The organism is Candidatus Foliamicus sp. (assembly GCF_965221325.1).
In the GTDB taxonomy this organism is placed as follows: Bacteria; Pseudomonadota; Gammaproteobacteria; order Steroidobacterales; family Foliamicaceae; genus Foliamicus.
Genome location: NZ_OZ244880.1, coordinates 288405 through 310786 on the forward strand (window position 1 = coordinate 288405; position 22382 = coordinate 310786).

The window sequence follows — 22382 nt, forward strand, 5'->3', positions numbered from 1 at the left end:
ATGACGCGAATTTCGGCAGGCGCAGGCGCAGCACTGGCGTTGACACTCTGTGCTGCGGTCGCCAGCGCCGAGATCGCCGTCAGCGATACCGAGCTGGACTACATGGAAGCGCTCTACAAGCACTTCCACCTCAATCCCGAGCTTTCGCTCTACGAGTTCGAAACCGCGGCGCGTATGGCCGAGGAATTCGAGGCGGCGGGCTATACGGTGACCCGCGAAGTGGGAGGCACCGGGGTGGTGGGCGTGCTGCAGAATGGGCAGGGGCCCACGGTGATGCTGCGCGGCGACATGGATGCCCTGCCGTTGGTGGAACTCACGGGAGTGGACTACGCCAGCCAGGTCACCACCATCGACGAGCAGGGCCGCACTGTCGGGGTGATGCATGCTTGCGGACACGACATTCACATCACCAACCTGATTGGCGTGGCGCGCAAGCTCTCGAACATGCGCGACGCATGGCGAGGCACGCTGGTGCTGGTGGCCCAGCCGGCCGAGGAGCGCGGTCTGGGCGCCCGCGCCATGATCGAAGACGGCTTGTTTGAGCGCTTTCCGCGGCCCGACTACAACCTGGGCTTGCACGTGACGTCCAACCTGCCGGCCGGCAAGGCGGGCTACAAGCCGGAATTCGCTATGGCCAACGTGGATTCGGTGGACATCGTCGTGCACGGCACAGGCGGACACGGCGCCGCGCCGCACCTCACGCACGATCCAGTCGTGCTTTCCGCCTACATCGTGACCGCGTTGCAGACGCTGGTGGCGCGCAATCTCAATCCGATTGAGGAGGGGGTGGTTACGGTGGGCTCCATTCACGGCGGCACCAAGCACAACATCATTTCCGACCGCGTGGATTTGCAACTCACCGTGCGTTCTTACAGCGACGACAACCGCGCCTTGCTGCTTGAGGGCATTGCCCGGATCGCCAAAGCGCAAGCCCGCGCCCTGGGACTGCCTGAAGACCGCCTGCCCGAAGTGCATGTGAAGAACGAATACACGCCGGCCCTGTATAACGATCCCGGCTTGTCGAACCGCGTCGCGGATGCGTTGCGGGCCGAGTTGGGCGAGGACAACGTGGAACTCAGCAAGCCGGTGATGGGCGGCGAGGATTTCGCCCGCTTCGGGCGCACCCAACCGCGCATCCCCAGCTTCTATTTCTGGCTGGGCGGGGCCGAACCCGCAGCCTTCGCGGCTGCAAAGGCGAGGGGGAGCAGTCTGCCGGCCACCCATTCGCCGTATTTTCTGCCCGCATACGAACTGACCTTGCGCACCGGAGTGCGCGCCATGACCGCCGCGGCGCTGGACCTTCTCGCCAAGCCCTGAGTCGGAATTCTGAAACGATTGCAAAGGGGGAAGCGAAGACCATGAAGAAGGCCGAAGTCAAGACCATCATGGATTTTCTTGCCGAAAACCCGCGGGTTGACGTGTCGGCGGCCTGGGAGCGATGCTGGGGGATTCAAACGGGCATTGTGGACCGTGTGCGGGAGCGCTTCCCGGTGGCGTTGCACCCCAGTTGCGAGGGGCGTGAATATTACGCCTCGCCGGATGGCGCGATGGAGGGCTCCTTTCAGGCCTACAGTGGGCCGGACGTGTCCTGGCTGGTGCATTCCTGGATCGGCAACCGCAAGGCCAGCATCCTCGACATCAATGCCACGGTGTTCCTGGGGCAGCAGACTCGCGTGCCGCACCTGGCGGTGATTTTCGGCACCATTCCGCGCTTGTTCTTCTATGCCGAATACACGCCGCGCGTGGACTTGCGCGTGAATCCCGATTACCTGCAGCGCTACTACGAGCCGGCCAATGCGGACTACCTGGAGTTTCAGGGCAATCCGGCGTTTACACAGTACGTGAGCCATGGCGCCTACCTGCGGGCCCTGATGTCGCCGGTGTGCATCAGCCATACGGCGGAGCTCACCGACGCCAATATCGATACCTGCGAGCGCTATCTCAAGGGTTTCCTCGACCGCTGGTTCGGCTGGCTGGACGAGGCAGAGGCGGTGCCTGAGGATGAGCGCGCGGCCCAGCGTGATTTCGACTTCGCGGTGCGCGAACTGGGTTACCGGCTGGACCCGATGAACGTGCTGCCGCAGCGCGTCTTCGGCGAGGAGGAATTCAACCGCATGCTGGAACTGCGCATCGGCAGCGCGCAGATTCGCGAAGCGCTCGCGGCTATGGCGCGAACTTGAACTGGAAGCCGGAGGCGGTGGACTCGACGCGACCGTAGTGCGGGTGTCCGAAATGGGCCGGAAACAGGAGGGTTGAGCGGTCAGCGATCCGTTCCAGCGTTGCCTGGCGGGTAATCGCCGCGGCCTGGCCGTCGGTGCAGAACACGGTGGCGTATTGCGGGCCGTACACCTGCATTACCGCGTGCAGCAGGTCGCCGGAGAACAAGCCCAGAGCACCGTCCTTGCCGAGCTCCAGCACCGTGTGCCCCGGTGTGTGGCCGGCCGCCAGCCGCAAGCGCACCCCGTCCTCGATCTCGTATCCGTCCTCTACGCCTTCCAGCAAGCCGGCATCCACGAGGGGCTGGACGTTGGCGTCGAACGCGTCGCTGTTCGGCCCTAGGTCGTAACCGTTTTCCTGCGGGCCGGCCCAGTGCTTCAGTTCCTTGTGGTGACAGAGGTAGCGGGCGTTGGGAAAAGTCGGTCGCCAGCGCCCGTCCACCCATGAAGTGTTCCACCCGCAGTGATCGAAGTGCAGGTGCGTACAGAACACGTAATCGATGTCCTCAGGCTTGGGGCCGGCGCCGCGCAGCCGGGACAGGAAGGCCGTATCGAGTTGGCTGAAGGCCGCCAGCTCCTTGCGTTCGTAAATCTTGTGATTGCCTATGCAGGTGTCCACCAATATCCAGTGGTGCGGCGTGCGGATCAACCAGCTATGAAAGCTCAGCACAATCAGCCCCGTGTCGGGCTGTAACTGGCTTGGCCCCAGGATGCGGCGGTGCTCTTCGAGCAACTCCGCCGGCATGTCCGGGATCAGTGCCGAATACCCGGCATAGGGGAGCACAAGTTCCTCTATGCGGTGGATTTCGTAAGGACCCAGCTTCAGCATGGCGTTGCCCGCGCCTACCAGTAGTGGGTCCAGCGTGAACGGGCCGCGAACTGTTTGTAGGCCTCCAGCCGGCTCTTCGGCAACGCATCTGCGTAGCCGTTGGGGTCGTAGCGTTCGCGGTACTGGTCGAGGACTGGCCGATACAAGGACATGTGCAGGTCGGGGATGCGGTGCTTGCGCCGGAATTCGGCGATCGGAATGGGGGCCGAGCGCCGGGTCTCGAAGGCGCCTGCCTTGGCCAGCTCCACCCCGCGCGGGCCGAATATCGCGGACCTGCCGGGGCCGCCGTAGGCCGTGTCTTCCAGGAAGCCGGGGTTGCGGTCGTGGGTCGATACCGAGTTGTTGCAGATCAGCGTGTAGAGGCTGTTGTGGTACGACGTCAGCCGCATGTCCTCATACTCGAACCCGCCGGTGGCGACCCGGCAAATGATCTCGGCGCCTTTCAGCGCCATGCAGCGGAACAGCTCGGGCTCGAACTGCACCGCCGAAAGCGCGATATTGCCGATTCCGGTGCGTGCCACCGGGATAACGGCATCCTGGCCATACATTTCCACGAAGCGGTCGAGCACGTCATACACGGCGGTGGTGTACTGCTCGCTGCCGGGAAACATGCCGCGCACGTTGCGCTGCTTCCAGTGCCGCGCGGCCAGCTCGCCGTCCGGTCCGATCATCACCATCAAGTGCAGGATGTGGTCCGGCCAGTCGGGATCCTTGGCGTAGGTGCCGAACGCCACGTAGCAGCCGTATTGCTTGGCTTTCTCGGCAATGGCTTCCGTTTCGGGGCCCGGAACCTCAATGGCCAGCCGGTAATGTTGCTCGCGCGTCCACAGGCTGAAGCCGGTGATCGGGAATTCGTGGAAAAGCAGCAGATCGCTGCGCCCACCGTAGCCTTGCGCGGCGTCGAAGCACTCGAGCATGTACTGCAGGTTGGAGCGCAGGTCGGGCTCCGGGTTGTCGCCTCTCACCGCCCGCACCCGGGTTTGCACCACCGCTACATTGATGCTTTCCTTGACCAGCTCGGCGGCTGGGTAGGTGCCGTCTTCGCGCACCAAAAGCGTTTTCTCGTTCATGCCGCTAATGTAGCATTAAGCGATGATGTTTCGGCAGCCGGACGAGCTCTGCGGTGCGTGTGCGCGTTGACTTTTTTGCGGTGCTGCGCGAGCGCGCGGGCAAAGACGGCGAGACGCTGGACACCGACGCCGCCACCCCGCGTGAACTCTATCGGGAACTTTCGGCGCGCCTGTCTTTGCCGCCGGAACAGGGTCTGAAAGTGGCCGTGAACGATGAATTCCGCAATTGGGAATGGTCGCTGGCCGACGGGGATCGGGTGGTGTTCATTCCGCCGGTGGCGGGCGGATGAGCGACTTCCGCATCAGCGCGGACGCCATTGATCCCAGCGCCGAGCTTATGGCGCTGGAGGACGCCGCGTCCGGCGCCGTGGTTTCCTTTTGCGGAAGGGTGCGCAACCACAACGAAGGCCGCGCGGTTACGCGCCTGGAGTACGAGTGCTACGAGGAACTGGCCGTGAGCGAAGGAAAACGGGTCATCGCCGAGGCCAGTGAAAAGTTCGGCGTGAACCAGGTGCGCTGCGTGCATCGGACTGGCAGTCTGGCGATCGGCGAACCGGCGGTGTGGGTGGGCGTGGCCGCCGCGCATCGCGACGAGGCTTTCGCAGCCGCGCGCTTCGTCATCGACGAGGTGAAAAAGCGTGTGCCGATATGGAAGCGCGAGCATTATCCGGAGGGGCCGGCCGAGTGGATCAATGCCGCCCCCGCGGAAGTCCCATGAGCAGGGTCAGGTCGTGGCTGTTCGTGCCGGGCGACAGCGAGCGCAAGCTGGCCAAGGGGCCTTCCACTGGCGCCGACGTGCTGATTCTGGACATCGAGGATTCCGTCAGTCCTGCGCGCAAGCCGATTGCCCGCGCCATGATTCGCGAATTCCTGGCTTCGGCGGAGCGCGACCGGGCTCCCTTGTGGGTGCGGATCAATGGCCTGCACACGACGCACTGGGAAGAGGATGCGGCTGCGGCCATGGCAGGCGCTGCGGATGGCATCGTACTGCCCAAGCCGCGCTCGCCCGCCGATGTGTTTGCGCTGGCGGAGATGATGGACCGCCATGAAGTCGCTGACCGGGATACGCCGGCGCAGATTCTGGCGCTGGCCGGCGAAACGGCGCAGGGCCTTATGACGCTGCACGAATACCGTTGCGGCCTGCCGCGGCTGGCCGCATTGAGCTGGGGCTCCGAGGACCTGGGAACGGATGTGGGCGCATTGCGCCGGCGCCGGCCTGACGGCAGCCTGCTGCCGCTCTACGAGATCGCCCGCGCGCTGACGCTGACGGCGGCCACTGTGGCTGAGGTGGACGCGATCGAGGCGGTGTACGCGGATTTCCGCAACCTTGAGGGCTTCCGCCGCTTTGCGGAAGAAGCGCTGGAGATGGGTTACGTGGGTGGCGCCGCCATACACCCGGACCAGGTGGCCATACTCAACGATGTGTTTACGCCCAGCGAGACGCAGTTGGCCGAAGCGCGCGAAATCGTGGCCGCCTTCGAGCAATCCGGCGAAACAGGCGTGATGTCGCTGGCCGGCCGCATGGTCGATCAGCCACACCTCGCGCAGGCCCGCAAACTGCTACGACGCTTCGGGTAGCGCGCGCTCGGATTCGAGCGCTTGCTGCCCGTCGCCGCGGGTGAACGCAAAAGAAGCCCGGCGCGTTAGCGCTCGGACAGTTCGCGCTGGATCAGTTCGTCGACGATTTCCAGCAACTCCGGCATGCTGCTGTTCTGGCCGCTGCGCACGACGTACTTGCCGTTCACGACCAGTGCCGGCACCGCCAATATCCGGTAGCGGCGCATCAGGTCCCTGATGCGTCTGAGATTCGTTTCCACCCCGAACGAGCGGTAGGCGTTACGGTAGTCCTCGGCGGCCACGCCGTAGCGCTCCACGAATCGCTCCTGGTCGCGGAGCGTCAGCAGCAAGCGCTGTTCGGTGTGGATGGCGCGGAAGATGTCCTTGTGCGCGGCGTCCAACTCGCCCAAGGCCTCCAAGGCCAGAAACAGCCGCGCGTGCGTTTCCATCGTGGCGTCCCATACCGCCGGCATGTGTACGAAATTCACCTCGTCCGGCAGCCGCTTGCGCCATTCATCGATATAGGCGTCCATGCGATAGCAATACAGGCAGCCGTACCAGAGAAACTCCGCCACCTCTATCTTGTCGGGCGGACTGGAAGTGCCCTGCACGGGAATCAGCCGGTCGTAATGCACGCCCTCGGAGAATCGCCACTGCGGCACGTCCTGGGCTTGGGCGGACGCGACGCCGGAAGCCATAACGGCGGCCAGGGCCAGCAGGTGGAATCGTATTTTCATGTCGGGCTCGAATTTTCGCATAGTGTACCCACCTGTCCGGGCAACAACAGGCAACAAGCGCGCCATGCAAGCAAGCTTCCTGACCTCGGCGGCCAGTTGGCGGCAATACCCTCCCGATCAAGGCGCGGAGGTGGCGTTTGCCGGGCGCTCCAACTCCGGCAAGTCCAGCGCCATCAACGCAGTGTTGAACCGCAAGGGCCTGGCGCGCGCCAGCAAGACGCCGGGCCGCACCCAACTATTGCAATTTTTTTCGCTGGGAGAAGAACGGCGAGTCGTGGACCTGCCCGGCTACGGGTACGCCGCGGCGCCGCTGCGCGTTCGCCAGCGCTGGGAAGGCATGATGGACGATTACTTCCGGCGCCGGCGCTCGCTGCGTGGCGTGTTCGTGGTGGTGGATGTCCGCCGCGGCGTGGGCGAACTGGACCGGCAAATGCTGGAGGTCTGCGCGGCCGCGAGTGCACCTGTGCGGCTGCTTATGAACAAGAGCGACCGGTTGAAACGCGGCGCTTTGTTGCAGACTCTGCGCCAGGCCGAGCGCTTGCTGGCAGGCGACATTGCCGTACAAGCCTTCTCTGCCCTGCGCGGCGTGGGGCTCGAAGAAGCCCGAAGCGCTCTCGCCGCGTGGCTTGACGCCTGAACCCATCCGTTTGGCGGCGGCGAAAACAGACGGCGCTGCGCCGCGCTGACCAGTTTCCGAGAAACGGCGCGATATCCGGGCGACTCCGGACATCGCACACGTTTTCTGAATTTGAGGCTAGTGAGCGGCGTCCCAGTTTGGTCCCTGGCCCACATCCACCTTCAGCGGGACCTTGAGGGTGGCGGCGCCCGCCATTATTTGCACCACTTTCCCGACGAGTTCGTCGGCGAAGCCGGAATCGCACTCGAACACCAGTTCGTCATGCACCTGCATAATCAGCCGCGCTTGACCGCTGTGCGCTTCCAGCCATGCGTGAATCCGGATCATGGCGCGTTTGATGATGTCGGCTGCGGTGCCCTGCATAGGTGCATTGATGGCGCTGCGCTCGGCGTAGCTGCGCCGGCGATAGTCCTTGGCGCGGATGTCCGGCAGGTAGAGCCGGCGGCCGAACAGCGTCTCCACCCATCCCTGTTCATGCGCTTTTTCGCGGGTGCGCTCCATGTATTCCCGCACACCCGGATAACGGGCGAAATAGTGGTTCACGTATTCCTGCGCCTCGCCGCGGCTCACGCCCAGTTGCCGGGCCAGGCCGAACGGCGACATGCCGTAGATCAAGCCAAAATTGATCGCCTTTGCGGCCCGGCGCTGATCGGCCGTAACCGCATCAAGCGGAGTGCCGAACACCTCCGCTGCCGTAGCGCGATGCACGTCCTGGTTGTCGGAGAACGCCCCTAGCAAGCCTGCGTCCCCCGATAGTTCGGCCATGATGCGCAACTCGATCTGCGAGTAGTCGGCGGATAACAGTATCCGCCCCTCCGGCGCCACGAAAGCTTGTCGGATGCGGCGGCCTTCGGGGGTGCGCGCCGGAATGTTCTGCAGGTTGGGGTTGATGGACGAAAGCCGGCCGGTGGCCGCGACCGCCTGCTGGTAGGAGGTATGCACGCGCCCGGTGCGTGGGTCGATGCAGGCCGGCAGGGCGTCGGTATATCCCGTCTTGAGCTTTGCCAGGTTGCGGTAGTGCAGCACGGTGGCCGGCAGCGGGTGCTCGGCGGACAATTCCTGCAGCACCGATTCCGAAGTGGAGGGCTGGCCCGTGGCGGTGCGGCGCGCGGGCTCAAGCCCAAGACGGTTGAACAGCACATCGCCCAATTGCTTCGGCGAGCCAAGATTGAACGCCGTTCCGGCCTGCTCATAGGCCTGCCCTTGCAGGCTCCGCAACTGGTCCCCCAGCTCCCTGGACTGTGCATCGAGGGCCAGCGCGTCCACCAGCACTCCGGCGCGCTCCATGCCCGCCAGCACCGGCGAGAGAGGCAATTCCAGCTCGTTCAGCACGTTGTCGAGGGACTTGATCTTGCCGAGTTCCTCGCACAGGTAGTGATGCAGACGCAGCGCGTAGTCGGCCTTCTGGGCGGCGTACGGGGCGATCTGTTCAAGCGGCGCCTGAGCCAGTGAAATACGGGTTCGGCCCTTGCCCAGTACCTCTTCTTCGGCGATGCAATCGAGCTTCAGGTAGCGTTCGACCGCCTTGTCCAGGTCGTGCGCGATGGCGGTGGAATTGAGCACGTACGATTCCAGCATGGTGTCGCCGGCAACCCCTGCCAGACGAATGCCCTGGTTGGCCAGCGCCTGGCCGGCAAATTTGAGGTTGTGCCCGATCTTGGGCGCTTCGGGATCTTCCAGCCAGCCTTTCAGGCCCTTCAGAAGCTCCTTGGGATCGCCGGACTTCCCGCTGTTGGAGTTAAGACTGCCGGCGGTTAACGGCACGTAGGCGGCCTGGTCCTCGCCGGTGGCGACGGCAATGCCCGCGAGGCGGTGCTGCATGGGGTTTTCGCCCGACGCTTCCACGCTCAGCCCCACGGCCGGCGCTTTGTGCAGCCGGCCGGTCCACTCGTCCAGTTGCGCCCGGTTCAAGATCACCTGGTATTCGGCGTCCTGACGCGGCGCCTGCGCAAACTGCCGCAAATTGCGCAACAGACTGTTGAGTTCGAAGGTGCGGCACATCGGCTCCAGCGCTTCGAGATCAGGCGGATTGAGATGCAATTCTCCTGGGGTCACATCCAGCGGAACATCCCGGCGAATAGTGGCCAGCTTCAGCGACAGATCGACGTCGGCAAAGCTCGCGCGCAGGGTTTCGCCGGCCTTGCCGCGGATCTTCTCGGCGTTCTGCTTTACGCCGTCGAGGCTGCCGTATTCCTGCAGCCACTTGGCGGCGGTTTTAGGGCCCACGCCGCGTACTCCGGGAATGTTGTCGGAACTGTCGCCGGCCAACGCCAGGTAATCCCTTATGCGCCCCGGCGGCACCCCGAATTTCTCTTCGACCGCAGCGCTGTCCATGATGCGGTTATTGGTCCAGTTGATCAGCTTGACCCGCGGCCCCACCAGTTGCGCGAAATCCTTGTCGGTGGTGGAAATCAGCGTATCCATCCCCTCGGCCGCGGCCTGGTCGGCCAGCGTACCGATCACGTCGTCCGCCTCCACGCCGGCCACGCGCAACAGCGGCACGCCCATCGCTTCGACCATGTTCACCACCGGCTCGATCTGCTCGCGGAGATCTTCCGGCATCACGTCCCGGTTGGCCTTGTATTCGGGGTACAACTCGTCGCGGAAAGTGGGCCCAGGCGCATCCATCACGAAGGCAAGCAACTCGGGCGTATCCTCTCGCAAGAGCCGCTGCACCATGTTCAGCACGCCATGCAAGGCGCCGGTGGGCCGCCCTTCGGAAGTCGTGAATGCCGGCAGCGCGTAGTAGGCGCGGAACAGGTAGGCCGTGCCGTCAACCAGCAGCAGCCGGCTCAAGTCGGTGAATCCTCGGGTTGCGCGTCGGCGTTTTCGGGAGCAGGCTGCTCGGCGGGGGCCGGAGGCGGTTCTTCGGGCAGGTAAAGCGCGCCGCTGAAGCCGCAGCCCGAAAGAAAAAGGGCTGCAATCAGGGTGCGGAGATGCGCCAACACGCCGGCAAGTGTACTCTTGCGTCTGGCATTGTGTTGCCGGGAGTTCTTCGCACTGGGCTGTTTCGTGAGCGAGAAACTACAGATCACCGCCTACCGGCTGATAGAGCGGCCAATGAAACTGCGTCCGGCCGCGCGTTCGCGCGAGTGGATGGACGCAACGGTCGATCATTTTGCCAACCGCTGCCTGCCGCTTCTGATTGCTAACCAGACCGGCTGGGATGTGCTGTGTCCGGTGGACTTCAGGGCGCGCTGGAACGGCAAGGCCGCCAAGGAAGGCGTCGAGATCCGTTTTCCGGGCGAGAAATCCGAATTGATCAGCGCGCATTTCGGCAGCGGCGTGCTCACCTTCACGCTCGGCTACCTGTTCCGCACCAGCGAGGGACACAATCTCTGGTGCAAGGGATTGCCCAACACGGCGAAAGACGCCATCGCGCCGCTGGAAGGCATTATCGAGACCGATTGGGCGCCGTTCACCTTCACCATGAACTGGCGCTTCACCCGCAAACGCGCCTGGGTGTCCTTCGAGAAGGACGAGCCTGTGTGCCGGCTGACGCCGATACCCCGCCACTACAGCGAGCAGTTCGACGCCGTGATTCGACCGCTTTCCGATGATCGCGAGCTGTGCCGCGAGCACATCGAGTGGAGTCGGTCGCGAGGCAATTTCAACGCGGAGCTGGAGCATGACCACGACCGGCCAGCCGGCCGCAAGTGGCAGGGCCATTACATGCGCGGCGCGCACCTTGATGGAAGCCGCTTCAGCGATCATCGCATCAAGGTGCTGATGCGCGATTTCCGCAAGCCGGATGCGGACGAGTAGCGAAAGCGGGCGCTATTGTGATGCAGGTTCTAAGGCACACATGCGCAGCAAGCCCGGCGAAAGTACGCGCTTGCCGTCCTGAGCGAACAACAGGCCGTTAACGAAGCGGGAGCGAAACATGAAACGTAGAGCATTGCTTGCCGGACTGGGCGCCGGCGCCGTGGCGCTGGCGGGATGCGGCGGAGATGCGCCGCGCGGCAGCGGCGCCGGTACGGGCGAGGGCGCGAGTTCCGGCAAGACCTTCAACTGGAAGATGGTCACCACCTGGCCGCCCAACTTCCCAGGCACCGGAACATCGGCCACTGCGCTGGCGGAAACCATTACCCGGGCCTCCGGTGGGCGGCTCAACGTGCGCGTCTATGCCGCCGGCGAGCTGGTTCCACCGTTCGAGGTGTTCAACACGGTATCGGCGGGCGCCGCGGAGATGGGACATGGCGTCTCGTACTACTGGAAGGCGCAAGTGGAGGCCGCCCAGTTCTTCGGCGCCATTCCCTTCGGCATGACTCCGACGGAGAGTTCCGCCTGGCTGCATTTCGGCGGCGGCCTCGAATTGTGGCGCGAGCTCTACGAGCCGTTCGGCGTAATGGTGTTTACCGGCGGCAATACCGGTACCCAGATGGGCGGCTGGTTCAACCGCGAAATCAACTCGCCCGACGACCTCAAGGGCTTGAAGATGCGCATTCCCGGGCTGGGCGGTGAAGTTTTGCAGCGCGCCGGGGGCACGCCGGTCATGCTGCCCGGGGGAGAAATCTATACCGCCATGCAGACCGGCAGCGTGGACGCCACCGAATGGGTGGGGCCCTACAACGACGTGGGCTTCGGGCTGCACGAGGTGGCGCAGTACTACTACTATCCCGGCTGGCACGAGCCCGGCGCGATCCTGGAGGTGTCGATCAATCGGCAAGCCTGGGATGCCTTGCCGGAGGATCTTCAGGAGATTGTGCGCTCCGCCTGCGGCTACGTGGAAAGCAGGATGAGACCCGAATACAGCGCGCGCAACGCCCAGTTTCTGCGGCAACTGCGTGACGAGGGCAAGATCGAAATCCGCCGCTTCCCCGACTCCGTGATCGAGGAGTTGCGCGCTCGCTCCAGCGAGGTGATCGGCGAACTCGTCGCCCGCGACGAAAACGCCGCGCGCATATATGCCTCCTACACCGCTTTCCAGCAGCAGGTCGGCCAGTGGCTGGACATCGGCGAACGCGCCGCAATAGTCGCCCGCGACTGATTCCGGGCCTGGGCATACCGAAGCGGTCGGGCCGGTAAACGCAGTCATGGCGAGGCCGATTCCGGAACACCTCGAACCCGTGGCGGGCAATGGCCTGCTGCACCGCCGCCTGTTTCTGGCGCGCGGCGCCGCGGTGCTGAGCGCCGGTTCGCTGGGGCTGATGACGGCCGCCCAGGCCAGGGAGCTGCCGCCCTGGATGCAGGCTCCCGGCCGGCCCCTGAGCGGTTACGGTCGCCGCTCCCGTTACGAAGATCATGTGCAGCGCATGCCTCTGTCCGCCAAGGGCACCGGCGGCGCCGGAGGTTCCTGGACGCCTCTGGAGAAGCTGGAAGGAATGATCACTCCGAATCCGCTGCATTTCGAGCGCCACCACAGCGGCATTCCGGACATAGATCCCGACCGGCACCGGCTGCTCATTCATGGCCTGGTGGAGCGCGACCTGTTCTTCGATATGGATGCCTTGTCGCGTTATCCGATGGAGTCGCGCATACAGTTCATCGAGTGTTCGGGCAACAGCGGTCGGGCGGGACTGGCGCGTGAGCCGATCCAGGATACCTGCGGCGCGCTCCATGGCCTGGTGGCCTGCAGCGAGTGGACCGGCGTGCCGTTGTCCATCCTGTTGGATGAGGCCGGCGTTAAGCCGGCTGGCCGCTGGATTCTGGCCGAAGGCGCCGATGCGGCCGCCATGAGCCGCAGCGTCCCGCTTTCGAAAGCCATGGACGATGCACTGATTGCGATATACCAGAACGGCGAACGCCTGCGCCCGGACAATGGTTATCCCGTGCGGCTGTTTCTGCCCGGCTACGAAGGCAACATGAGCGTCAAGTGGCTGCGGCGTCTCAAGGTTACGGCTGCGCCCACGATGACCAAGGACGAGACTTCCAAGTATTCGGACCTGCTGCCGGACGGGCGGGCGCTGCTGTTTACGTTTCCCATGGAAGTGAAGTCGGTGATCACATCGCCATCGCCGGGGCTGGAGTTGGCCGGGCCGGGGCTCTACCAGATTTCCGGCATGGCGTGGTCCGGCCTGGGCCGCATTCGGCAGGTGCAGGTTTCGGCGGACGGCGGCGCGACCTGGGCCGAGGCAGCCTTGTCACCGCCGGTGCTGGATAAGGCTGTTACGCGATTTCGCATGGCCTGGCGCTGGGACGGCTCGCCGTCGGTGATCATGAGCCGAGCGCTGGACGACACCGGCGCGGTGCAGCCCACGCGCGATGCACTGATCGCGGCTAAGGGCAGCAAGTTCTCCTACCACTACAACGGCATCCAGGCCTGGAAGATCGACGCGCAAGGGCAAGTGAGCAATGTTCATGCGTAGCCTGGCCGCAGCGGGTGGCGCGCTTTTGGTGCTGAGTGCGCTTGCCCAGGAAAGCCCGCCGCTGCCCGTTGCTTCGTCCGCCCAGCAAAGTCCTCAAGCGTCCTCGGCAACGCTCACCCAGGAAAGCCCTCAAGCGCCTGTGGTCCCGGTCGCCCAGCAAAACTCGCAGCCGCCCGTGGACCCGTCCATCCCGGAGAGCCCGCAGCCTTCACCGAAGCCTTTCATGTGGGAAGGCCCGGGCCTGGGCATTCCCGCCACGCCGCAGGAAGTGGCCGCATGGGACATCAGCATCCAGCCCGACGGCGAGGGACTACCGCCCGGTTCGGGCACAGCCGCCGCCGGCGCGTCTGTCTATACGCTGCACTGCTTTTCCTGCCATGGTACGGAGGGCGAAGGCCAGTTAAACGACGTGCTGGTGGGTGGTCACGGCTCAATTGGAGGTCCGGCCCCGCGCAAGACGGTCGGCAGCTACTGGCCCTACGCCACCACGCTGTTCGACTACATTCGCCGCTCCATGCCCTACCAGCAGCCGCATTCGCTCAGCGACGGCGAAGTGTATGCGCTAACGGCCTACCTGCTGTACCTGAACGGCATCATCGAAGAGCACCAGCCGATGGACGCGAAATCCCTGCCCGCCGTGCGCATGCCCAACCGCGACAACTTCATCCTCGCCTATCCGGGGGAATCAGCCGCCGTGCAGGGCGGTCGGTAGCCAGGTGGCGATTTGCGGCCAGAGGGCCAGCAGGGCCAGGGCCAGCAACTGAATCGCGATGAACGGCGCCACGCCGCGGTACATCGCGGTGGTGGCCACCTCCTGAGGTGCCACGCCGCGCAGGTAGAACAGCGCAAAGCCGAACGGCGGTGTGAGGAAGGAAGTCTGTAGATTGATGGCGATCATCACGCCCAGCCACACCGGATCGAGGCCCATGGACAGCAGCACGGGGCCGACGATGGGCACCACCACGAAGGTGATTTCGATGAAATCCAGCACGAAGCCGAGCAGGAACATCACCAGCATCACCAGCACCACGGCTCCGAACACGCCGCCGGGCAGCGACACCAGGAATTCGCGCACTGCCTCGTCGCCGCCATAGCCGCGAAATACCAGCGAGAACAACGAAGCGCCCACGAGGATGAGAAACACCATGCTGCTGACGCGTGCCGTGGCGCGCGCAATGTCCCGAATCCGGCCACGGTCGAGCTTGCGCCGCAAGGCAGCCAGCACCATGGCGCCCACCGCGCCTACACCGGCCGCTTCGGTGGGCGTCGCGGCGCCGGCGATGATGGAACCGAGCACGGCGGCGATCAGCGCCAGCGGCGGAGCCAGCGAGCGCAATAGCTCGCCGGCCTTCACGGTTGGACGGCCTACCTCGCCTGGCGGCTGTCCGGCTGGAACGGAGGCGGGCCGAAACACCGCAAGAGCGATCATCCACGCCGCGTAGAGCGCGACCAGCATCAAGCCCGGAAACAAGGCGCCCATGAACAAGTCGCCTACCGATACCGTGCGCGGAGCGAATATGCCCTGAGCCAACTGGGCTTCCTGGTAGGCGGAAGACAGCACGTCGCCCAGCAACACCAGCACGATGGACGGCGGGATGATCTGCCCCAGCGTGCCCGACGCGGTGATCACGCCGGTCGCTACCGACGGGTGGTAGCCGCGCTTGAGCATGGTCGGAAGCGCCAGAAGACCCATGGTGATCACGGTTGCGCCGACGATGCCGGTGCTGGCGGCGAGCAGCATGCCTACAACTATTACCGCAATGCCCAGGCCGCCACGCAACCCGCCGAACAGCCGGGTCAGCGCATCCAGCAGGTCTTCGGCGATGCGCGCGCGTTCCAGCGTCACGCCCATGAACACGAACAGCGGCACCGCAACCAGTGTTTCGTTGTTCATGATGCCGAACAGCCGATTCGGCATGGCGCTCAGGAACGACACGTCGAAGATACCCGCCAACGCGCCGCCCATCGCAAACAGCAAGGCTGTGCCCGCCAGCGTGAAGGCCACCGGAAAGCCCGCCAGCAGCAAGAGCACAACGCAGGCAAACAGGGCGAATGCCGGCCAGTACATAGGCTAGACCCCACCCCCCTGCTTGCCGCCGCCCGAATTCCGGCCCCCGGCGCCGGAGACGAGGCGCGGCTCCGAGACGCCCAGCAGCACCGCGCAGGAGCGAACGCATATCACGCATCCTTGCAAGGCCAGCAACGCGCCTGCGACCGGCATCAAGGTCTTGAGCAGAGAAGGAAACGGGAAGATCAGGCCGCCCGCCTCGCGCGAGGATTCCCGAATCAGCCACGAGGTCTCGACATAGGTCAGACTGCCCACCACCAGGCAGCCGGCAAGCGGCAGCAGGAAGATCAGGCAGCCGCCCAGATTGACCAGCGCCTTGCGCCTAGCGCTCAGCTCGCGGTAGAAGATATCCACGCGCACATGCTCGTCCTGGGCCAGCGTGTAGCCCGCAGCCAACAGGAAAACGGCGGCATGCATCCAGGTGATGGTCTCCTGCAGCCATATCCAGCCCAGGCTGAACCCGTAGCGCAGCACCGCCACCAGGCAGGTGATCAAGGCCATCAGGAAAGTCAGCCACGCTACGGCCTCCCCCACCCGTACGATCAGGCGTTCGGTTGCCGCGGCCAGTTTGAGCAGGCGATTCATGCTGGTAGTGTCAGGGGCGCCAGAAAGTCGGCGACAGCAGCACCAGGAAGGTGAAGATTTCCAGGCGTCCCAGCAGCATGGCCACGATGCAGGCCCATTTCGCTGCGGGAGCGAGCCCTCCATAGCCCGAAGCCACCTCACCCAGACCGGGCCCGAGGTTATTGAGAGTGGCGGCCACTGCGGCAAAGGCCGTCAGCGAATCCAGCCCAATGCCCTCCAGCACGATCAGGATCACGACGAATACAGCGACATACACGGCGAAGAACCCCCAAACCGAATCGATGACCCGTTTCGGCAGCGGCGTGTCGCCCAGGGTTACCGGTATTTCGGCGCTCGGATGCACGAGGCGGCGCACCTCGCGCACACCCTGCTTGACCAGCAACATGATTCGCACACACTTCATGCCGCCGGCCGTGGAGCCCGCGCAGCCGCCCATGAAGGCCGACAGAATCAACAGCATCGGAAGCAGTCCGGGCCACATCGAGAAATCGGCTGTAACGAAGCCGGTGGTCGTCATGATCGACACCGACTGGAATATTCCGTCGAGCAGTGCCCGGGAAGGATCGCCGTAACTGCCCCAGAGGAGCAGCCCCCCGGTCACCAGAACGCAGAGCGCAACCAGAGATATGGCGTAGGCTCGGCACTCGGCGTCCCTGAAGTAGCCGGCCAGAGTGCGGCGATTGAAAGCCACGAAGTGCAGCGCGAAATTGATTGCGGCCAGAAACATGAACACGATCGCAATCAGTCGGATAGCGGGTTGCGGGAAGAAGCCGAAACTTTCGTCGTGGGTCGAAAAGCCCCCTATGGCGACGGTCGTGAACGCATGGCATATGGCGTCGAACAGGCTCATTCCTGCCAGACGGTAGGCAACCGCGCAGGCGGCGGTTAGCGCCAGGTAGATATACCAGAGCGCCTTGGCGGTTTCCTTGATGCGCGGAGTGAGGCGGTTGTCCTTCATCGGCCCCGGCGTTTCGGCGCGGTAGAGCTGCATGCCGCCCACGCCCAGAATGGGCAGCACGGCCACGGCCAGCACCACGATTCCCAAACCGCCCAGCCACTGCAGTTGCTGGCGGTAGTAGAGGATGGCCCGCGGCATCTCGTCGAGCCCCGCAAGCACCGTGGCGCCCGTGGTGGTGAGGCCGGAAATGGCTTCGAACAGGGCGTCGGTAAAGGCCATTTCCGGCTCTTGCGCAAACAGCAGCGGCACCGCGCCGAAACTGCCCAGCACCACCCAGAAGGACGCCACGATCAGAAATCCGTCGCGCAGCTTGAGCTCGCCCTGCACGCGGCGAAACGGCAGCCAGATCAAGCATCCCGCGGCCAGCGCTGCGGCAAAACTCCAGGCGAAAGCGGGCCAACTGCCGTCGCCGAAATACAGGTCCACAGGCACCGGCGTCAACATGCTCACGCTGAACAACATCAGCAGGCGGCCCAGCACGCTGGCGATCAGCGCGAACTGCATGGTCGGATATCCGCTGTGTTCAGGCGCCGGTCTCGAACAGTTGTTCGACCTGCGCCTTGGCGCGTGGGTTGGTCATGAAAAGGATGACGTGGTCTTTGTCGCAGACCGTGGTCTCGCGGGTGAGCGGCAACAATTCTCCTGAGCGCACGATGGCGCTCACCGAGGCGCCGTGGGGAAGCTTGATTTCTCCCACCGCGCGTCCCACCAGCGTTCCGTTGCCGGCGTTCCCGTGGGCCACTCCCTCAATGGCCTCGGCGCGTCCAAAGCGCAGCGAGTGCACCTTGGCCACATCGCCGTGGCGCATGTGACGCAGCAATTCGCTGATAGTGATCTGGTCGGGCGAAATCGGCACATCGATCCCCATCTGGCCGGCCAGCGAAGCGTAGGCGGGCCGCTTTGCCAGAGCCATCACGCGTTTGCAGCCGGCGCGCTTTGCCAGACCTGCGGCAAGCAGATTGGCTTCGTCGGCCTCGGTCAAGGCTACGAAAGCATCCATGCGTTCGATGTTTTCCTCGATCAGGAGCTCCTCGTGGGTCGCATCGCCCTGCAGCACGATCACGCGGCCGAGCCGTTCCGCCACCCGCTGCGCGCGCTCCGGCGAGCGCTCGATGAGTTTGACCTGCAATCGATTCTGCAGCCGCTCGGCCACCTTCCGCCCGATGTTCCCGCCGCCTGCGATCATGACGTTGCGCACTTCCTGCTGTTCCGGGCGCAGCGCGCCCAGCGCGTCGCGCACGTGATCGGGGCCGGCAATGAAGAACACCTCGTCTCCATCGCGGATGGGCGTGTCGCTACGCACGGTTTGCGGGCGGCCGTCCCGGTAAACCGCGGCGATCCTTGCTTGCACGTTGTTTTCGCCCAGCGCCGCAGGCGTCTTGTCCACCAACCACGAGCCCTCCCGCGCGCGGGCGCCAAGCAGGAGCGCGCCGCCATCGGAGAACTCCATGACCTGGGATGCGCCCGGGTAGCGGATGACCTGTTCAACATGACGCGTAATCAGATCTTCCGGCGCGATTACCACGTCCACCGGCAGCCCCTCGGGACCGAACAGAGCGTGGACGCTCTTGTATTGGGTATAACTCAAGCGCGCGATCTTGGTGCGCGCGCGGGCGCCGGGCTCGTACTCGCGATAGCGCGAATGCACCACTTGGCAGGCCACCATGTTGACTTCGTCGTTGCCGGTGAGAGCGGCGATCAGGTCGGCGTCGCCGGCTCCGGCGTGGTCGAGCACCCCGGGATGCGATGCGTGTCCGGCCACGGTGCGTACATCCATCCGCTCATGGATGTTGCGCAGGATGCCAGCGTCGAGGTCCACCACGGTGATCTCGTTTTCCGGCTCGCGGGAAAGACGCTCGGCCATCGTGGAACCCACCACGCCGGCCCCGAGAATCAGTATCTTCATTGTTTCAAGCGCCGCGCCCCGACACAGCGTCGCACTATATCAACTCCAGGCGCGCATAGGCCACAACCAGCCACTTGGACCCATGGCGCTCGAAGTTGACCTGTACCCGGGCGTGCTCGCCCGAGCCTTCCCGATTGAGCACTACGCCCTCGCCGAACTTCGGGTGCGAAACCCGCTGACCGAGACCCGGCCCGGGGCCCGAATCCGTCTGCACGTCCGCGTCTGCCGAACCGCCCATGCGCACCGGCAGCGAAACGCTCGGTGCGGGGCGCACTTCTTCCAGCAGTTCCGCCGGGATTTCCGCGAGAAACCGCGATGGACGATTGCGGCGTTCCTGCCCGCGCAGCCGGCGCACCTCCGCGTAGCTCAAATTCAGCTCCTTCATGGCGCGCGTAATCCCCACGTAGCAGAGTCGGCGCTCCTCCTCCAGTTCCTCTTCGCTCTGCATGGAACGGCTGTGGGGAAACAAGCCTTCCTCCATGCCGGTTAGAAAAACCACCGGGAATTCCAGGCCCTTGGCCGCGTGCATGGTCATAAGCTGCACTGCGTCTTCGTCTGCGCCGCTCTGATCGTCGCCGCTTTCGAGCGCGGCGTGGGCCAGAAAGGCGTTAAGCGGCGACTCCGGCTGGTCTTCCATGGCTTCTTCGATCATTTGCGCCGCGTTGACCAGTTCGTCCAGGTTCTCGACCCGAATGCGGTCGGCTTCGCTGCCCGAAGCCGCCAGCCGCTCCACCAATCCGCTGCCCCGCACTACGCGGCTGACCTGTGCCTGCAGCTCAAGGCCGGCCACGTCCCCGGCCAGCGATTCAATGAGTGCGGTAAAGCCCTGGAGTGCTCCTGCCGCTCGTGCGTCGAGAAAGGTCTCCGACTTTTCCGCCGCTTCCCACAAGGTCAGGCCGTGGCGTCTGGCGTACGTGCGGACGTTGTTCAGGGTGGCCCCACCGATGCGTCGCGGCGGGTTGTTCACCACGCGCTCGAACGAAGGGTCGTCGCCGCGGTTGGCCACCAGCCGCAGATAGGCCAGGGCATCCTTGATCTCGGCCCGTTCGAAGAACCGCAGGCCGCCATAGACGCGGTAGGGCAAACCCGCTCCGACGAGCGCTTCCTCGAACACCCGCGACTGCGCGTTCGAGCGGTAGAGCACGGCGAGTTCGTTCAGGCGACCGCCGTGCTGCCGCGCCCGCGACGCCACCTGCTGCGCTTCATCCCACTCGTTGTAGGCGGCGAAAAGGCGCACCGGGCGCCCCTCGCCGCCGCGCGTCCACAGTTTCTTGCTGAACCGCGATGCGTTATGCGCGATGACCGCGTTGGCCGCCTTCAGTATGGTTCCCGTGGAGCGGTAATTGCGCTCCAGGCGCACGATGCGCACATCCGTGAAATCCCGCGTGTAGCGACGGATGTTCTCCACCTGCGCGCCGCGCCAGCGGTAGATGGACTGGTCGTCGTCGCCCACCGCGAAGGGCGTGCCGGTGGTTCCGCACAACTGCCTCAGCCAGTCGTACTGCACCCCGTTGGTGTCCTGAAACTCGTCCACCAGCAGCCAGCGAAAGCGCTCCCGGTAGCGGTCGAGCAAAGCCGGATGATCCTGCATGAGTTCCGCCGAGCGCAGCAGCAATTCGCCGAAATCCACCAGCCCGTAGGATTCGCAGCGCTGCTGGTAGAGCGTGTAGAGCTGCCGCTTTTCCTCGCCGTATGTGGTGGCGCTTGCCGGGGCCTGCTCCGGGCGCAGCCCCGCCTCCTTGGCGCCCGAGATGAAATACTGCAGGGTTTGCGGGGGGATCAGGCGTTCATCCACACGCTCATCCTTCATCACGCGCTTGATCAGCCGCTGTTGGTCGGCCGAGTCCAGGATCTGAAAATCCTCGCGCAGTCCTGCTTCATGCCAATGGCGGCGCAGCAGTCGGTGCGCCAACCCGTGAAAGGTGCCGATCCACAGCCGCCGCGTAGGCGTTTGCAACAGCGCTTCAATGCGCGTGCGCATCTCGTTGGCCGCCTTGTTGGTAAAGGTTACGGCGAAGAGGTTCCAGGGCGACGCCCCGTGTGCGCTGACCAGCCAGGCGGCGCGATGCACGAGCACCCGTGTCTTGCCGCTGCCGGCGCCGGCCAGGACCAGCACGGCCTGGTTGCCCGCCGTTACCGCCTCGCGCTGCGCCGTGTTCAGCGGCTCAAGAATGCGGGCGGCATCCATGCGTCGCTGCTCTTGGCGCCTGCAGGATGTGCTAACCGATCTTGGAAAGTTTGAGCAGATGCCTGGCGTCGCGGAACAGGCCGTCGGCTTCGATATCAGGCGGATAGCTGAGGACCAGGTTGCCCATGGGGTCCACCAGCAACAGCTCTCCCGGCTGGCGTGCGCCGGCCTTTTCCACCAGCTCGAAACGCCCGGGTGCGTCCGGCCGCACTACGGCCATGCCGGGGAAGGCTTGCGCCAAACTCTCGCCCCTCTCCTCGGCGTCCAGCGGCACGAACACGCGCTGGAATCGGCTGGCGTCCTTGCCCAGCGCCAGCCGCACCTGGCGCATCCGCAACAGCGTTTCCTGGCAGGCCTGCTCGCAAGCGCCCTTGTGCATGTAGAGCAACGACCAGCGCCCCGTGAGCTGCCCCTCCACGCCGGCGTCGCCCCCGGTGGGCAGTTCCATTTCTCCCAGTGCAAGGGGTGGTTCGGCCAGAACGCCGCTCGCTTCGGGAACCTGGCTGGTGCCGGCCTCCCCGAAGAACATGAACCACGCCACTATGACCGGAGCCACGAACAGCGCCGCGATCGCCGCGATCTGCGCCTTCTTGAAGTTAATTTTCATTGCCCGCTCTCCTGCGCTTGATCGCAATTGCCAACCATATGCCGACCGCTGCCGCCGCCAGTCCGTACCATTGCACGGCATAGGCGAGATGGCGTTCGGGCAACATGCCGTAGGGCTGCCAAGCGCGCACATAGCCATCCGCGGCGCCACTGTCCAGCAGTATCTGGTATTCGGGGAGCCGGGTGTCGATAAGGGCGCGCAATTGTTCGCTGGTGGGATAGGTCATGCGGCGCGGCCAGGAAGCATCCCGGCTCTCCGCCTGCAGCTCAAGACCGGCACGGAAATACGGCGCCGCCAGCCCGATCACCTGCCGCTCGCCGCCGTCAACCGACAGATCGGGCAGTTGCGAGCGGTCCATGCCGGCGGGCACGAAGCCGCGGTTTATCAGCACCACGCCGCTGTTCATGTACAGCGGCGTCAGCACGTGATAGCCGCGCGCTCCCTCGTGGGTCATGTTGTCCATCAGTATCTGCCGCCCGCCGGCGTAACGACCGGAGAGTTTCACGCGCAGGTAATCACCTGGCGCGGAAACTTCGGCAAGCCCTTCAGCGGGCGCCGCCGCCTGGGCTTGTTCAAAGGCCTGGAGCTCCGCTTGCCGCTCGCCCGAACGATTGAGCTGCCAGGTTCCCAACCACCCGAACGCGGCCACGCCCAGCAGCATAAGCAGCAGGTTGCGGAGGCCGGCTCCCATTGTTGCGGGCAGGGGTATCATGCAG

At 64.7% G+C, this 22382-nt stretch carries 22 protein-coding genes; 10 read left to right on the top strand and 12 right to left on the bottom strand.

The window, feature by feature from the left end:
• Nucleotides 1-1317 (top strand): amidohydrolase, encoded by a 1317-nt coding sequence (locus ACWCOO_RS01360; RefSeq protein ID WP_446831183.1) that lies wholly within the window; start codon nucleotides 1-3, stop codon nucleotides 1315-1317.
• 41 nt (nucleotides 1318-1358) lie between these two features.
• A complete protein-coding gene (locus ACWCOO_RS01365) occupies nucleotides 1359-2180 on the top strand; it encodes a red chlorophyll catabolite reductase (RefSeq protein ID WP_446831184.1) in 822 nt (273 codons plus the stop codon).
• Here ACWCOO_RS01365 and ACWCOO_RS01370 read toward each other — a convergent pair.
• Both ACWCOO_RS01370 and ACWCOO_RS01375 read right to left on the bottom strand, forming a co-directional pair.
• The gene (locus ACWCOO_RS01370) at nucleotides 2164-3045 is read right to left on the bottom strand and encodes an MBL fold metallo-hydrolase (RefSeq protein WP_446831185.1); all 882 of its coding nucleotides are present in this window, start codon (nucleotides 3043-3045) and stop codon (nucleotides 2164-2166) included. The two genes, ACWCOO_RS01365 and ACWCOO_RS01370, sit on opposite strands and share 17 nt — an antisense overlap.
• 14 nt (nucleotides 3046-3059) lie before the next feature.
• Nucleotides 3060-4115, bottom strand: coding sequence for a nitrilase-related carbon-nitrogen hydrolase (locus ACWCOO_RS01375; protein WP_446831186.1), 1056 nt, complete (start codon nucleotides 4113-4115; stop codon nucleotides 3060-3062).
• A gap of 53 nt (nucleotides 4116-4168) precedes the next feature.
• On the opposite strand from ACWCOO_RS01375, the gene ACWCOO_RS01380 reads away from it, so the two are divergent.
• Genes ACWCOO_RS01380 through ACWCOO_RS01390 form a run of 3 tightly spaced genes read left to right on the top strand, consistent with a single transcriptional unit; the run spans nucleotide 4169 to nucleotide 5693 of the window.
• Nucleotides 4169-4405, top strand: coding sequence for a MoaD/ThiS family protein (locus ACWCOO_RS01380; RefSeq protein WP_446831187.1), 237 nt, complete (start codon nucleotides 4169-4171; stop codon nucleotides 4403-4405).
• Nucleotides 4402-4833: a molybdenum cofactor biosynthesis protein MoaE gene (locus ACWCOO_RS01385; RefSeq protein WP_446831188.1), complete on the top strand. Its 432-nt coding sequence runs from the start codon at nucleotides 4402-4404 to the stop codon at nucleotides 4831-4833. The genes ACWCOO_RS01380 and ACWCOO_RS01385 overlap by 4 nt, the downstream gene beginning before the upstream one ends.
• The gene (locus ACWCOO_RS01390) at nucleotides 4830-5693 is read left to right on the top strand and encodes an HpcH/HpaI aldolase/citrate lyase family protein (RefSeq protein ID WP_446831189.1); all 864 of its coding nucleotides are present in this window, start codon (nucleotides 4830-4832) and stop codon (nucleotides 5691-5693) included. The genes ACWCOO_RS01385 and ACWCOO_RS01390 overlap by 4 nt, the downstream gene beginning before the upstream one ends.
• A 65-nt stretch (nucleotides 5694-5758) precedes the next feature.
• Here ACWCOO_RS01390 and ACWCOO_RS01395 read toward each other — a convergent pair whose 3' ends face one another.
• The gene (locus ACWCOO_RS01395; RefSeq protein WP_446831190.1) at nucleotides 5759-6409 is read right to left on the bottom strand and encodes a thiol:disulfide interchange protein DsbA/DsbL; all 651 of its coding nucleotides are present in this window, start codon (nucleotides 6407-6409) and stop codon (nucleotides 5759-5761) included.
• Nucleotides 6410-6473: 64 nt separating this feature from the next.
• On the opposite strand from ACWCOO_RS01395, the gene yihA reads away from it, so the two are divergent.
• Nucleotides 6474-7046: a ribosome biogenesis GTP-binding protein YihA/YsxC gene (gene yihA, locus ACWCOO_RS01400; protein ID WP_446831191.1), complete on the top strand. Its 573-nt coding sequence runs from the start codon at nucleotides 6474-6476 to the stop codon at nucleotides 7044-7046.
• A 117-nt stretch (nucleotides 7047-7163) separates the two neighbouring features.
• Here the strand turns inward: yihA and polA are convergent, their stop codons facing one another.
• Nucleotides 7164-9842, bottom strand: a complete 2679-nt coding sequence (gene polA, locus ACWCOO_RS01405) for a DNA polymerase I (RefSeq protein WP_446831192.1) — start codon at nucleotides 9840-9842, stop codon at nucleotides 7164-7166.
• Nucleotides 9839-9994, bottom strand: a complete 156-nt coding sequence (lptM, locus tag ACWCOO_RS01410; protein ID WP_446831193.1) for an LPS translocon maturation chaperone LptM — start codon at nucleotides 9992-9994, stop codon at nucleotides 9839-9841. The genes polA and lptM overlap by 4 nt, the downstream gene beginning before the upstream one ends.
• 64 nt (nucleotides 9995-10058) lie before the next feature.
• Between lptM and ACWCOO_RS01415 the strand changes: the two genes are divergently transcribed.
• From ACWCOO_RS01415 to ACWCOO_RS01430, 4 genes are all read left to right on the top strand, one after another.
• A complete protein-coding gene (locus ACWCOO_RS01415) occupies nucleotides 10059-10811 on the top strand; it encodes a DUF6065 family protein (RefSeq protein ID WP_446831194.1) in 753 nt (250 codons plus the stop codon).
• A gap of 118 nt (nucleotides 10812-10929) precedes the next feature.
• Complete coding sequence (locus tag ACWCOO_RS01420; protein ID WP_446831195.1) at nucleotides 10930-12036, top strand: TRAP transporter substrate-binding protein; 1107 nt, start codon at nucleotides 10930-10932, stop codon at nucleotides 12034-12036.
• A gap of 46 nt (nucleotides 12037-12082) precedes the next feature.
• The gene (soxC, locus tag ACWCOO_RS01425) at nucleotides 12083-13354 is read left to right on the top strand and encodes a sulfite dehydrogenase (protein ID WP_446831196.1); all 1272 of its coding nucleotides are present in this window, start codon (nucleotides 12083-12085) and stop codon (nucleotides 13352-13354) included.
• A complete protein-coding gene (locus ACWCOO_RS01430) occupies nucleotides 13341-14066 on the top strand; it encodes a c-type cytochrome (RefSeq protein ID WP_446831197.1) in 726 nt (241 codons plus the stop codon). The genes soxC and ACWCOO_RS01430 overlap by 14 nt, the downstream gene beginning before the upstream one ends.
• Here the strand turns inward: ACWCOO_RS01430 and ACWCOO_RS01435 are convergent.
• Genes ACWCOO_RS01435 through ACWCOO_RS01465 form a run of 7 tightly spaced genes read right to left on the bottom strand, consistent with a single transcriptional unit; the run spans nucleotide 14040 to nucleotide 22357 of the window.
• Complete coding sequence (locus ACWCOO_RS01435) at nucleotides 14040-15422, bottom strand: TRAP transporter large permease (protein WP_446831198.1); 1383 nt, start codon at nucleotides 15420-15422, stop codon at nucleotides 14040-14042. The two genes, ACWCOO_RS01430 and ACWCOO_RS01435, sit on opposite strands and share 27 nt — an antisense overlap.
• A gap of 3 nt (nucleotides 15423-15425) precedes the next feature.
• Nucleotides 15426-16007: a TRAP transporter small permease subunit gene (locus tag ACWCOO_RS01440; protein WP_446831199.1), complete on the bottom strand. Its 582-nt coding sequence runs from the start codon at nucleotides 16005-16007 to the stop codon at nucleotides 15426-15428.
• Between the two features lie 10 nt (nucleotides 16008-16017).
• On the bottom strand, nucleotides 16018-17469 hold the full coding sequence (locus ACWCOO_RS01445; protein WP_446831200.1) for a TrkH family potassium uptake protein: 1452 nt from the start codon (nucleotides 17467-17469) through the stop codon (nucleotides 16018-16020).
• Nucleotides 17470-17488: 19 nt separating this feature from the next.
• Nucleotides 17489-18871: a Trk system potassium transporter TrkA gene (trkA, locus tag ACWCOO_RS01450; RefSeq protein WP_446831201.1), complete on the bottom strand. Its 1383-nt coding sequence runs from the start codon at nucleotides 18869-18871 to the stop codon at nucleotides 17489-17491.
• A gap of 34 nt (nucleotides 18872-18905) precedes the next feature.
• Entirely contained in the window at nucleotides 18906-21059 is a 2154-nt protein-coding gene (gene uvrD, locus ACWCOO_RS01455; RefSeq protein WP_446831202.1) for a DNA helicase II, read from the bottom strand.
• A 31-nt stretch (nucleotides 21060-21090) separates the two neighbouring features.
• Nucleotides 21091-21666 (bottom strand): SCO family protein, encoded by a 576-nt coding sequence (locus ACWCOO_RS01460; protein ID WP_446831203.1) that lies wholly within the window; start codon nucleotides 21664-21666, stop codon nucleotides 21091-21093.
• Nucleotides 21656-22357, bottom strand: a complete 702-nt coding sequence (locus tag ACWCOO_RS01465) for an SURF1 family protein (RefSeq protein WP_446831204.1) — start codon at nucleotides 22355-22357, stop codon at nucleotides 21656-21658. The genes ACWCOO_RS01460 and ACWCOO_RS01465 overlap by 11 nt, the downstream gene beginning before the upstream one ends.
• Nucleotides 22358-22382 lie beyond the last annotated feature (25 nt).

What these genes read in the sequence shown, in the direction of transcription:
- ACWCOO_RS01375 (WP_446831186.1), bottom strand. Translation starts at nt 4,115, where the DNA reads ATGAACGAGAAAACGCTTTTGGTGCGCGAAGACGGCACCTACCCAGCC.
- ACWCOO_RS01385 (WP_446831188.1), top strand. Translation starts at nt 4,402, where the DNA reads ATGAGCGACTTCCGCATCAGCGCGGACGCCATTGATCCCAGCGCCGAG.
- ACWCOO_RS01460 (WP_446831203.1), bottom strand. Translation starts at nt 21,666, where the DNA reads ATGAAAATTAACTTCAAGAAGGCGCAGATCGCGGCGATCGCGGCGCTG.
- ACWCOO_RS01370 (WP_446831185.1), bottom strand. Translation starts at nt 3,045, where the DNA reads ATGCTGAAGCTGGGTCCTTACGAAATCCACCGCATAGAGGAACTTGTG.
- soxC (WP_446831196.1), top strand. Translation starts at nt 12,083, where the DNA reads ATGGCGAGGCCGATTCCGGAACACCTCGAACCCGTGGCGGGCAATGGC.
- ACWCOO_RS01465 (WP_446831204.1), bottom strand. Translation starts at nt 22,357, where the DNA reads ATGGGAGCCGGCCTCCGCAACCTGCTGCTTATGCTGCTGGGCGTGGCC.
- uvrD (WP_446831202.1), bottom strand. Translation starts at nt 21,059, where the DNA reads ATGGATGCCGCCCGCATTCTTGAGCCGCTGAACACGGCGCAGCGCGAG.
- ACWCOO_RS01395 (WP_446831190.1), bottom strand. Translation starts at nt 6,409, where the DNA reads ATGAAAATACGATTCCACCTGCTGGCCCTGGCCGCCGTTATGGCTTCC.
- ACWCOO_RS01435 (WP_446831198.1), bottom strand. Translation starts at nt 15,422, where the DNA reads ATGTACTGGCCGGCATTCGCCCTGTTTGCCTGCGTTGTGCTCTTGCTG.
- ACWCOO_RS01365 (WP_446831184.1), top strand. Translation starts at nt 1,359, where the DNA reads ATGAAGAAGGCCGAAGTCAAGACCATCATGGATTTTCTTGCCGAAAAC.
- ACWCOO_RS01430 (WP_446831197.1), top strand. Translation starts at nt 13,341, where the DNA reads ATGTTCATGCGTAGCCTGGCCGCAGCGGGTGGCGCGCTTTTGGTGCTG.
- ACWCOO_RS01445 (WP_446831200.1), bottom strand. Translation starts at nt 17,469, where the DNA reads ATGCAGTTCGCGCTGATCGCCAGCGTGCTGGGCCGCCTGCTGATGTTG.
- yihA (WP_446831191.1), top strand. Translation starts at nt 6,474, where the DNA reads ATGCAAGCAAGCTTCCTGACCTCGGCGGCCAGTTGGCGGCAATACCCT.
- ACWCOO_RS01440 (WP_446831199.1), bottom strand. Translation starts at nt 16,007, where the DNA reads ATGAATCGCCTGCTCAAACTGGCCGCGGCAACCGAACGCCTGATCGTA.
- ACWCOO_RS01390 (WP_446831189.1), top strand. Translation starts at nt 4,830, where the DNA reads ATGAGCAGGGTCAGGTCGTGGCTGTTCGTGCCGGGCGACAGCGAGCGC.
- ACWCOO_RS01360 (WP_446831183.1), top strand. Translation starts at nt 1, where the DNA reads ATGACGCGAATTTCGGCAGGCGCAGGCGCAGCACTGGCGTTGACACTC.
- trkA (WP_446831201.1), bottom strand. Translation starts at nt 18,871, where the DNA reads ATGAAGATACTGATTCTCGGGGCCGGCGTGGTGGGTTCCACGATGGCC.
- ACWCOO_RS01420 (WP_446831195.1), top strand. Translation starts at nt 10,930, where the DNA reads ATGAAACGTAGAGCATTGCTTGCCGGACTGGGCGCCGGCGCCGTGGCG.